12 protein-coding genes are annotated in these 9,477 nt (G+C 40.3%); 7 read left to right on the top strand and 5 right to left on the bottom strand.

What is annotated here, in order from left to right; translation table 11 throughout:
- Positions 1 to 43: 43 nt before the first annotated feature.
- A complete protein-coding gene (locus tag Q1R07_RS14885; protein ID WP_300491771.1) occupies positions 44 to 646 on the top strand; it encodes a TetR/AcrR family transcriptional regulator in 603 nt (200 codons plus the stop codon).
- Here Q1R07_RS14885 and Q1R07_RS14890 read toward each other — a convergent pair.
- From Q1R07_RS14890 to Q1R07_RS14900, 3 genes are all read right to left on the bottom strand, one after another.
- Positions 624 to 1,871 carry a sigma-70 family RNA polymerase sigma factor gene (locus Q1R07_RS14890; protein WP_300491772.1) on the bottom strand — a complete coding sequence of 416 codons (1,248 nt, stop codon included), beginning with the start codon at positions 1,869 to 1,871 and terminating at the stop codon, positions 624 to 626. The genes Q1R07_RS14885 and Q1R07_RS14890 overlap by 23 nt on opposite strands.
- Positions 1,852 to 2,208, bottom strand: a complete 357-nt coding sequence (locus tag Q1R07_RS14895; RefSeq protein ID WP_300491774.1) for a YciI family protein — start codon at positions 2,206 to 2,208, stop codon at positions 1,852 to 1,854. Before Q1R07_RS14895 ends, Q1R07_RS14890 begins: the two co-directional genes overlap by 20 nt.
- Before the next feature lie 66 nt (positions 2,209 to 2,274).
- Positions 2,275 to 3,585, bottom strand: a complete 1,311-nt coding sequence (locus Q1R07_RS14900) for a DUF2268 domain-containing putative Zn-dependent protease (RefSeq protein WP_300491776.1) — start codon at positions 3,583 to 3,585, stop codon at positions 2,275 to 2,277.
- Positions 3,586 to 3,732: 147 nt separating this feature from the next.
- Here Q1R07_RS14900 and Q1R07_RS14905 point away from each other — a divergent pair, with 147 nt between their 5' ends.
- Positions 3,733 to 4,197, top strand: coding sequence for a hypothetical protein (locus Q1R07_RS14905; RefSeq protein WP_300491778.1), 465 nt, complete (start codon positions 3,733 to 3,735; stop codon positions 4,195 to 4,197).
- Between the two features lie 70 nt (positions 4,198 to 4,267).
- On the opposite strand, the gene Q1R07_RS14910 is transcribed toward Q1R07_RS14905, so the two are convergent.
- The gene (locus Q1R07_RS14910) at positions 4,268 to 5,113 is read right to left on the bottom strand and encodes a DUF2911 domain-containing protein (protein WP_300491780.1); all 846 of its coding nucleotides are present in this window, start codon (positions 5,111 to 5,113) and stop codon (positions 4,268 to 4,270) included.
- A 127-nt stretch (positions 5,114 to 5,240) separates the two neighbouring features.
- Here Q1R07_RS14910 and Q1R07_RS14915 point away from each other — a divergent pair, with 127 nt between their 5' ends.
- Both Q1R07_RS14915 and Q1R07_RS14920 read left to right on the top strand, forming a co-directional pair.
- Positions 5,241 to 5,708, top strand: coding sequence for an SRPBCC family protein (locus tag Q1R07_RS14915; protein ID WP_300491782.1), 468 nt, complete (start codon positions 5,241 to 5,243; stop codon positions 5,706 to 5,708).
- Positions 5,709 to 5,724: 16 nt separating this feature from the next.
- Complete coding sequence (locus tag Q1R07_RS14920; RefSeq protein WP_300491784.1) at positions 5,725 to 7,023, top strand: deoxyribodipyrimidine photo-lyase; 1,299 nt, start codon at positions 5,725 to 5,727, stop codon at positions 7,021 to 7,023.
- 18 nt (positions 7,024 to 7,041) lie between these two features.
- On the opposite strand, the gene Q1R07_RS14925 is transcribed toward Q1R07_RS14920, so the two are convergent.
- Entirely contained in the window at positions 7,042 to 7,704 is a 663-nt protein-coding gene (locus tag Q1R07_RS14925) for an HAD family hydrolase (RefSeq protein ID WP_300491786.1), read from the bottom strand.
- 121 nt (positions 7,705 to 7,825) lie between these two features.
- On the opposite strand from Q1R07_RS14925, the gene Q1R07_RS14930 reads away from it, so the two are divergent.
- The 3 genes from Q1R07_RS14930 (at position 7,826) to Q1R07_RS14940 (ending at position 9,328) form a co-directional block, all read left to right on the top strand.
- Entirely contained in the window at positions 7,826 to 8,368 is a 543-nt protein-coding gene (locus Q1R07_RS14930) for an RNA polymerase sigma factor (protein ID WP_300491788.1), read from the top strand.
- Between the two features lie 98 nt (positions 8,369 to 8,466).
- Entirely contained in the window at positions 8,467 to 8,877 is a 411-nt protein-coding gene (locus Q1R07_RS14935; RefSeq protein ID WP_300491790.1) for a hypothetical protein, read from the top strand.
- Positions 8,878 to 8,881: 4 nt separating this feature from the next.
- Positions 8,882 to 9,328, top strand: a complete 447-nt coding sequence (locus tag Q1R07_RS14940) for a sensor of ECF-type sigma factor (protein WP_300491792.1) — start codon at positions 8,882 to 8,884, stop codon at positions 9,326 to 9,328.
- Positions 9,329 to 9,477 lie beyond the last annotated feature (149 nt).

Below are 9,477 nucleotides of genomic sequence, written 5' to 3' on the forward strand. Positions count from 1 at the left end.
ATTCTGATTTTTATAGTACCTTCGCTTTATCATATCCGAATGTATGTCGAAAGCAACCCTTACCCGAATGTCTATACTCGAAAAATCCTTCGAACTGATCTACCGAAAAGGTTATCAGTCGACTAGTATCGATGATATCATCGCAACCACACAGGTTACGAAGGGTGCTTTTTACTATCATTTTAAAAATAAGGACGAAATGGCTTTGGCATTGATCAACGATTATATGCGTCCGAATATGCACCAGGTAATGCTTCGTCCATTGGAACAAGCCGAAAAACCATTGGAAACCTTTTACGATATGATGCGGAATTTATTACACGACACGGATTTTTTTGATGTGCGCTACGGCTGTCCGGCGATTAATCTGATTGAAGAGATTGCGCCGCTAAACGAAAACTTTCGGGAAGCACTTTCTGTTTTGATGACCGACTGGAAATTGGCCATTGCCGACTGTATCCGATACGAACAACAGCAAAAAACCATTAGCCCGGACATCGATCCGCAACAGATTGCGTTGTTTTTGATTTCCGGTTATGGCGGTATTCGCAATATCGGAAAACTGGAAGGTACCCAAAGCTACGAAAGCTATCTGGACGTTTTAAAAAGTTATCTGCGTAGTCTTAAACCAACTTTTTCAATATAAAAAGGCGGTCTATTTCGGTACGGGCATACGGCAATGCTTTCCGGTACCAGTCAGCTGCGGATTCACGATCACCTAGTCTTTCGTATCCATAGGCTTTGGCCGTTAGTAAGACAAACTTATTTTCGTTATCGAATAAGGATTCCATTTGATCAATTGCTTCTAATAACGCTGGCGTCATGGTAATATGCATTTCGGCAACAATACGATTAAGCCGTAACAAGGTTGATTCCGGTTGTAAGTGTTCTAACTGTCGGTACAAATAGACGATCGACTGCCAATCGGTATCTTTAAAATCGGAAACGGTACAGTGTAACGAAGCGATCAAAGCCTCCAGATAATAGGCGTTCAGTTCTTTTTCCGGCCGCGCCTGATCCAGATAATAAAATCCTTCCGCTATAAATGTATGATCCCAAAGATTTCGGTTTTGTTCAGCCAATGTAAGCCATTCACCGGTAGTCGTAATCCGTGCCGGAAAACGCGCAATGTTAAAAAACAATAATGCCAGTAATCCGTTTGCTTCGGAATTTTCCGTATCATATTCCCGTACGATTTTAGCCAGGCGGATGGCTTCATAACACAGATCGGTATTAATCCCGCTGCTTCCTTTGGTTGTTTTATAACCTTCGTTAAACAACAAATACAAAGAAGTATGCAGTAACGCAAAGTGTTTCCGAATATCATCTTTGTCGGGATTTTCAAATACGTACTTTTTATTTTTGAGTGCTGCTTTGGCTCGATACAGGGCTTTTTTAACCGCCTCACGAGACATCAGTAAAGCATTCGCAATTTCACCGATCCCAAAACCGCAAAGCACCTGTAAGGTAATGATGATCTTCTTTTGTGGAGTAAGATCCAGTCGGCAACAAGCCAGCAACAAACACAACTGACTATCACTTATTTCATAATCCGAAAAAACAAGTTCCGGTGCCATCGTATCATTAAAATCGGATGCTGCGACAGTTGTCGTTTTACTATCGCGTTTCAGTATATTAATCGTTTTATTCCGAGCGACTTTCATTAGCCAGGCAGCAGGATTATCCGGAATACCGGTATACCGCCATTTTTGAATTGCCGATTCAAAAGTGTCCTGAATCGCATCGGTAATACAATCCAGTTTATCGATTCCGTAAAGTCGTATCAATACGGCAGTCATCTTTCCCGCATTTTCACGGAAAAGATGTGCCGTTAAACGGTTAACCGGTTGTTTATCCGCCGTATTCTTCATCGGCAGCTATAATCGGTCGGACTTCCACCATTGCACCAAGCTCCAGAGACGGACATCCTTTGGCAATTTCCCTAGCTTCGTCGAGCGAACCTGCCAAAAGGAAATAAAACCCACTAATACATTCTTTAGTTTCGATAAAAGGACCATCGGTAACAATCCGCTCTTTTCCGCGAATACAGCAACCTTCCGCATCCAATGGATTCCCTTCTTTAAAGTGTCCCTTTTCGATTAACGATTCCACCCATTGCATGTGTTTTTCGATATCTTCCTGCATTTCTTGTGCTGTAAGACTACCGTAATTTATGTTTTCACGGATCAGCATTAAAAATTCTTTCATGATTTTCGTTTTTAAATTAATACTATTCCTATAACAATTCACCCGTTTAAAAAGGGACAATTTAATCTATTTTTTTTCTGTTTTCAGATCGATCAAAAATGGTTTTAGTCGGATTCCGTCTTTATTTCTGAAATTTACCGTAGCTGTCGACTGATAGTGATTCCACGGTTGTAATTCGGTTTCAAAACGAAACGAACGTCCATCATCCGAAAAGCCGATTACTTTTGAAATCCGCAATACATGACTTTCTCCTAGCGGACCGAAGTCAAATCCCCGGAAATTTTTATCCATTTCTTCCGAGAATGTCAACGTTACCGTAAGCGGACCGGATGGCACTAACCCATTTTCCCCAACAGCTTCCGATAGTTTCATGTCGATTACCGTGGGTCTTATTCTTTCATAATCCGCTTTAAGCTGTGCGAGTGTTCCGGGAAAGAAACCGGTACTATTTACCAAAGCCTCGATCTGCTCCGAATCGTTATAATCCAGTTCGATAAGCGTTTTGATGGCCTGTTTTTTATCTTTTGCCTGATCGTAATATTTTTCGCAAATCGCATAACCGATATAATAGCCCAAATCCCTTTCTTTTAATTCATTCTGATTGGTTCCCCAAAGCCAGTTATAAGTCGTTTCGATATGCTGCATGTCTTTTACGAATACTGCTTTAACCCGTGCTTCATTCTTTTTTCCGAACGCTATCGCCGGCGTATACGATGGTTTTCCGGTAACTTTAGTCGAAATAAACTCAGCCACCCCTTCATACAAACAATAATACAATAGGTTATCGACCATGTCTTTTTGCTGCGTATGCACATATTCGTGCGTACATAACAATCCGATATCGTCTATCGGGTTCAGGTTTTTATAATACGAATGCAGGTATTTCGGAAGCGCATCGGTATTTACATTCCGGTCCGACAACGCCATTTCACTTCCAATGAGTACTTTTCCATTCGAAATCGTTCCGTTTGTACGGAAAACGCCTACCGTAAAATAAATCGGAGCCGGTCGTAATTCCGGATAAGCCTTTTTTAATCTGCTAATATTTTTTTGAATCTCCGGACTTACTTTTTGTACCGCAAGTGTATTTTTTCGAATCGTTTTCCAGAAATCCGGATACTTTTTAATGGCGTCGATATACTCTTTTGCCGTATAACGTCTGCGTTGTTTTATGGCTTCGAGTCCTTCGGTTCCGCTGTCGAAATACAACTTTTGCAACAATTCATACTGACGCGCACTATCGGGTGTTGCGACAATCGCATCATAGGCTTCCCAGAAATGATCAATATCAGAAGAAATGATTTCCGTTTTTAGCTTTTGGCCGTATGATACGGATAACGATAGCAAACTCAAACAAAGGATAACGTTTTTTTTCATGGTATATAATTAATCATTTAAAGATAGTCGACTCGTTTTTATTGATCTACAAATAACGTATTTTCTTTCATTTTAATATTTGATCAAAAAAAACATACTAATCAGTATGTTTTTTTAGTTATCTTTGAAACACAAATTTACAAAAGCATGTATTCCGTACTTCTACCACTTCATTCTGTAATCCGCTGGTTGGTATTGATCAGTCTTTTGATTACAATCGGGAAATCCATTTTGGGTTACTATAAACAATCCGTTTTTTCGAAAACCGACAATCGTTTACGGCATTGGACGGCTACTTTTTCCCATATACAACTCCTGATCGGAATGCTGCTTTATACACAAAGTCCGTTTGTAACCTATTTTTACGACACCTATAAATCCGGAAACCTGAATACAGAAGCATTGTTTTTTGGTGTTATTCATATTATATTGATGTTTATTGCAATACTTTTTATTTCGATCGGATCGTCTAAAGCCAAACGAATAACCTCCGACAAGGAAAAATACAAAACGATACTGATCTGGTTTTCTCTGGGATTATTACTGATATTTCTGGCGATCCCGTGGCCATTTTCGCCTTTGGCTGTCCGACCTTTACTACGTCCATTCTAATTCCTGAATTTTTTATAGCTACCATAAAAAAAGCCGGCATAAAGCCGGCTTTGTCTCCTTTAAAAAGGAATTATTTTTTAGACCATTCTAAGATAGAGTCTTTATTCATTTTTACGTAATCACCGTTGTTTGCTTTTTCAGCACTTGCCTGTGATAATTTTGCTGTTTCGATCGCTCCTTTTTTATCTCCTAATTTCGCCTGAATCAATGATTTTAGACGTAGGTACCAGAAAGGCGCATCTTTTTCCATTCCAACTGCTTTGTTTACCCATTCCAATGCTTTGTTCATATCGCCTCCGGACTGGTAGTAATACTGTGCAGAAGAAAAATAATCGTTAGCCGTTGGTCCCGCTAAAGCACCTTCGATGCTCTTCATAGCGATTTTTTGTGTTGGTACTGTAAATTTAACGGCTACCAATGTTTTTTCCCATGAAATTTCAAGGCTTCCGTTATCGTTGTCTACATTATTAACTGCAATGGTAAACGTTTCTACTTTTCTACCTAATGTCTCCGGTTTAACCGTAGTACGCAACGCTACTTTCGAATCGTCCCATTTTTCAGGAGTTCCCCAGTTGTTCGTATCGGTATAGAAAATCACATCCCATGAATCTGCTTTTGGCAACGTATAAAGGGCGTATTTTCCTTTTTTCAGTGTTTTTCCGTCGATCACAACATCATCATCGAAAGAAATAGTAGTATTGGCATTGGCACCGGTTCTCCATACTTTTCCGTAAGGAACCAATTCACCAAAAACGGCTCTTCCTTTAGAACTCGGACGGGAATAATCCAATTCTACTTGTGTTAAACCTACAACCTGTTCCAATTCTGCTTTTGGACTGGCCTGTGGCGTTTTTACCTGAGCTTGAATCGCTAGAGTAGCCATAAAAAAAGCTGCAGTAATAATAATTCTCTTCATAACTATTTTGTTTATTTGCGAACGAATTTACTAAAAAAACACACTTTAAATGTTAATTTTAATTTAAAAGAAAAAACCATCCGACCGGTATCGATCCGAATCGCAAACATTTGTAATTTTGTTTTAAATGAGGCTATATACCCTACATACCCGCCAAAAACTACCGGTTTCACTAGACGAAGCCTGGGCTTTTTTTTCGGATCCGTCGAATCTCAATACGATCACACCCGAAGACATGAAATTCCAAACCCTTTCGGGCGACGATCGAAAAATGTTTGCCGGCCAGATCATTCACTATAAAATCAGCCCGTTTCGCGGTATTCAGCTACAATGGGTAACGGAAATCACTCATGTGGAACCGAATGCTTTTTTTGTAGACGAACAACGATTCGGTCCTTATAAATTCTGGCATCACAAGCATTTTTTCAAAGAGATCGACGGTGGTATCGAAATGGAGGATCTTATTCATTATCAGGTTCCTTTTGGTTTTATCGGAAATCTGTTCCATCCGTTACTCGTCCGACCAAAACTAAAGGCTATATTCGACTACCGAAAAAACAAACTGGAACAATTATTCGGCCGTTATCCCGGCTAAACAACTGTCATTTTATATGCAAAATACGATCTCTATTTTCTGGTTTCGGAGAGACCTGCGGTTAAACGATAATACCGGACTGTTTCACGCCCTTAACAGTGAACTTCCGGTGTTACCCATTTTTATTTTCGACACCAGCATCCTTTCTCAGTTACCCACCAATGATGCCCGGGTTGGCTTTATCCACAACCTACTCGATCAGATGCAACAGCAACTCTCGAAATCGGGAAAATCACTGGCTGTTTTTTATGGTGATCCTGTTAGCATTTTTCAAAAACTGATCCACGAAAATAACATTGTTACCGTTTATACCAATCACGATTACGAACCATCGGCGCGCAAACGGGACACTGCTGTTTATAACCTTTTAAAAGAAAACAACATTGCTTTTAAAACGGCTAAAGATCAGGTTATTTTTGAAAAAAGTGAAGTCGTAAAAGACGACGGCACGCCCTATGTGGTCTATACGCCTTATTCTAAAAAGTGGAAAGAGCATTTTTATAAAACGACTGTTCACCATTATCCATCGGAAACCGTTCTGGGAAATATAGTGTCACACGACTATCCGTTTTTAAGTCTGCATGACATCGGATTTCAATCGTCCAAAATCACGGTTCCCACTTTTGACGTTTCGGAAAAGTTAGTCGAAAACTACGAAGACACGCGCAACTTTCCGGCTATTTCTGGTACTTCTTTATTGGGTCCACACCTACGCTTCGGATCGGTGAGCATCCGACAAATGGTGCGTCTCGCGGCCGGTTTTAAAAATCAGACCTTTTTAAACGAATTGATCTGGCGGGAGTTTTTTATGCAGATTTTGTGGCATTTCCCACATACGGTTCACCGCAGTTTTAAAGAAAAATACGACGCTATCCAGTGGAGTAATAACGAAGACTTATTTCGGAAATGGTGCGAAGGTCAAACCGGCTATCCGTTTGTCGACGCCGGAATGCGCGAACTGAATACCACCGGACATATGCACAACAGAGTCCGTATGATTGTGGCCAGCTTTCTGTGCAAACATCTTTTAATCGACTGGCGTTGGGGCGAAACCTATTTCGCTCAGAAATTACTCGACTACGAACAGTCCAGCAATGTTGGTAACTGGCAATGGGCCGCCGGATCGGGTGTGGATGCCGCACCGTATTTTCGAATCTTTAACCCAACCGAACAAATCAAAAAGTTCGACAAAGACCTTATCTATATTAAGAAATGGATACCGGAACTTGGAACCGAAACCTATCCGCTACCCATCGTCGATCATAAAACGGCACGTGAAAAATGCCTGACAACCTATAAAAAAGCCGTGGGATAATCCACGGCTCCTATACGATTAGCGCTGTTTTATTTGGGAAACGATCTGATAATTGATCTCATCAAAATGTCCGATTTCATGATCAGCTTCCGACAAATCCTGTAGTTTGGAATTGATACTGTTATACGCCAGACAAAATATACCCGCCGCTTTCGAAGCTTTGATACCATTAGTGCTATCTTCGATTACGATACAATGTTCGATTGGAGCCACCGACAAAGACGCTGCGTGTAGAAAAATAGCCGGATGCGGTTTGGATTTTGGAAAATCTTCGCCACTAACCGTATGGGTAAAATACGGATGCAATTCAAAGCGGTTAAACACTCTTTCGATCGTTCCTTTGGAAGCCGAAGAAGCCAGAATGAGTTGCATACCATTTCCATGAAGATCGACGATCAACTTTCGGACTCCATCAATCAGTTCCAAATCTTCTTTGGTATCGAAAGCATCGTTAAAAAGGAAACGTTTCCGTAGAATCAATTCTTCCACATCGTGTTGCAGCGCAAAACTTTCTTTTAATTTCTGAAACACATTTCGGGTAGAATTCCCGGTAAAAGAGGCATACATTTCTTCCGAAACATCGATTCCTAATTCTGAAAAGTGTTGGTAATAAGCATATTTATGAACGGGTTCTGTGTCGACAATCACGCCGTCCATATCAAAAATTACGGTCTTAACCATTGTGTGTTGTTATTTTTTACAAAAGTACGCTTTATTCCAGTATCCCTTTCCGGTTGTAAAAAAGATATTTCCGATTAAACTTTTTCGGTTATCTTTAGTCTAAATCATAAAAACAGTCAGTTTGCAGGACGAAGCTCTTTTTATCCGCCAGTTACTCGATCCGAAGACGCAAAACGAAGCGTTTCGCCGGTTATTGACCGAATACCAACGGCCATTGTACCGTCATATCCGGAATATAGTACTGGATCACGACGATACCGACGACGTACTGCAAAATACCTTTATCAAGATTTTTAACAACCTAAAACACTTTAAAGGAGAAAGCAAACTGTTTTCCTGGATGTATCGTATTGCAACCAACGAAGCGATCACCTTTATCAACCAACGCGCCCGGAAAGCGGGAATCAGCAACGAAGAATTGCAATCCAAAGCCGTAGGCAAACTGGAAGCCGATGTGAATTACGACGGTGACGAAATTCAGTTAAAACTGCAAAAAGCAGTCGCCACTTTACCGGAAAAACAACAGTTGGTTTTTAAGATGAAATATTTTGAAGAGCTGAAATACGAAGCCATATCGGAGATCCTCGGCACTTCGGTGGGTGCCTTAAAAGCCTCGTATCATCATGCGGTAAAAAAAATTGAAGAATATTTGAATTCCGTTTAAACCTTTCAATCGGAAATTTGTCAAATAAATAACAGGAATAGGAAATAACGCTATTAAAATTCACAAATAGTGTTAGCGAAGAACGAAAAATGAGAATAATGAAAAAGTTTAATTTAGAAAACGATCCGAAAATCACCTCCGGTTTTACCACTCCGGAGCCGTATTTCGACCAGCTGGAAGCCCGCATTATGGACCGACTGTCGCAACCGGAAACCAAAGTAATTCCGTTATGGCGTCGCAGCAGTGTATGGATGTCGAGCATCGCGGCCACACTTTTACTGGCCGGCGGATTGACGATCTATTACAACAGCCAATCCAATCCGGTGACTTCTTTAGACGATGCTACAGTGGAAACCTATTTGCAGGCGAATGTGAATTCGTATGATCTTATCCAGCATTTGGATGAAAACGACATTCAGGCGTTGGAAAAATCGATCGTTTTAAACAATGATGCGGTAGAAGCGTATCTGTCCGATCACAACAATTTAGACCTTTATTTAAATGAATAATGCCATGACTATAAAACGAATCCTACCCTTTCTATTGTTATTGCTGTCTGTTACGGTTTTCGGACAGGGTTTTAGAGAAAAAAGAGAGCAGATCAAACAGTTAAAAGTCGCTTTTATCACGACCGAATTAGGTTTGACGACGGAAGAAGCAACTAAATTCTGGCCGATTTACAATACTTTTGACGAAAGACAATTTGAATTACGCCATAAAAAAATGCGTGTTTTTCAAAGCAATATGGATGAAGGAGCCATCGATAAAATGAGTGAGAAAGAAGCCTTGGTATTTCTGAATCAGATGGAGAATACCGAAGAAGAACTTTTTAACCTGAAACTTAAATTTATTGCCGATCTGAAAACCGTGATCAGTCCGACAAAAATTTTAAAACTCAAAAAGGCGGAAGACGATTTTAACCGGAAACTTTTACGACAAATGAAAGACCGCGGAAGATAATAAAAAGGAGCTTTTTTATTAGGAAACCTGCTTAGGTGTTGCAAAACATCGGCAGGTTTTTGTTTTTATAGACACTCTAAACCTGACAGGTTTATTTACGTTGCACCGAGAGACCTGTTTAGTTCTAAACCTGACAGGTTTTTAGCGTT

Origin of the sequence: Flavobacterium sp. (assembly GCF_030146175.1) — a bacterium.
GTDB lineage: Bacteria > Bacteroidota > Bacteroidia > Flavobacteriales > Flavobacteriaceae > Flavobacterium.

Bases quoted from the DNA above. Each gene is read 5' to 3' on its own strand.
- Q1R07_RS14885 (WP_300491771.1), top strand. From the start codon at position 44: ATGTCGAAAGCAACCCTTACCCGAATGTCTATACTCGAAAAATCCTTC.
- Q1R07_RS14925 (WP_300491786.1), bottom strand. From the start codon at position 7,704: ATGGTTAAGACCGTAATTTTTGATATGGACGGCGTGATTGTCGACACA.
- Q1R07_RS14920 (WP_300491784.1), top strand. From the start codon at position 5,725: ATGCAAAATACGATCTCTATTTTCTGGTTTCGGAGAGACCTGCGGTTA.
- Q1R07_RS14935 (WP_300491790.1), top strand. From the start codon at position 8,467: ATGAAAAAGTTTAATTTAGAAAACGATCCGAAAATCACCTCCGGTTTT.
- Q1R07_RS14910 (WP_300491780.1), bottom strand. From the start codon at position 5,113: ATGAAGAGAATTATTATTACTGCAGCTTTTTTTATGGCTACTCTAGCG.
- Q1R07_RS14895 (WP_300491774.1), bottom strand. From the start codon at position 2,208: ATGAAAGAATTTTTAATGCTGATCCGTGAAAACATAAATTACGGTAGT.
- Q1R07_RS14940 (WP_300491792.1), top strand. From the start codon at position 8,882: ATGACTATAAAACGAATCCTACCCTTTCTATTGTTATTGCTGTCTGTT.
- Q1R07_RS14905 (WP_300491778.1), top strand. From the start codon at position 3,733: ATGTATTCCGTACTTCTACCACTTCATTCTGTAATCCGCTGGTTGGTA.
- Q1R07_RS14890 (WP_300491772.1), bottom strand. From the start codon at position 1,871: ATGAAGAATACGGCGGATAAACAACCGGTTAACCGTTTAACGGCACAT.
- Q1R07_RS14900 (WP_300491776.1), bottom strand. From the start codon at position 3,585: ATGAAAAAAAACGTTATCCTTTGTTTGAGTTTGCTATCGTTATCCGTA.
- Q1R07_RS14915 (WP_300491782.1), top strand. From the start codon at position 5,241: ATGAGGCTATATACCCTACATACCCGCCAAAAACTACCGGTTTCACTA.